The following is a 434-nucleotide window of genomic DNA, read 5'->3' on the forward strand; positions in this document are numbered from 1 at the left end:
GTCATCACTGCCGCGCCGCTTACTGTTTGCACACGCCATGCCCCGACCGGCACCCCCCTACTGTCAGCCGTGTCTTCGCCCGTCATTAAAACGTCCAACCGCCTGCCTGCCGACAGCAAAATCAGAAAACCGGGCAAAATGACCGCGATTGCCGCGACAGGCGATGAGAAACCGGCTTCGGCAAGGCTGCCCGACAGCCATGTGGTCGCGCTGCGCAATACCAAATCGTCAGATCAAAACAAAATCATGCTGACCACCGCGCCCGAAAACGCGCTCAACACAAACCCCAACACCAGCAATCCCAAAGTACTGCCGCCGAGCAGTTTATGCACCGCCAAAATCAGCAGGCACACACCCAATGCACCGAGAAAAGCAGCGCCTGGGAGACACAGCGTGAAAGGGCCTAGAGTAGATAGAGCAATTACGGCTAAGGG

1 pseudogene is annotated in these 434 nt (G+C 57.4%); it reads right to left on the reverse strand.

From position 1 onward, the window contains the following. A pseudogene (locus ACTHTY_RS12155) lies at window positions 1-434 on the reverse strand (iron chelate uptake ABC transporter family permease subunit); the annotation flags it as partial.

The sequence above is a fragment of the Neisseria sp. P0019.S002 genome, assembly GCF_051957155.1.
Lineage (GTDB): Bacteria > Pseudomonadota > Gammaproteobacteria > Burkholderiales > Neisseriaceae > Neisseria > Neisseria perflava.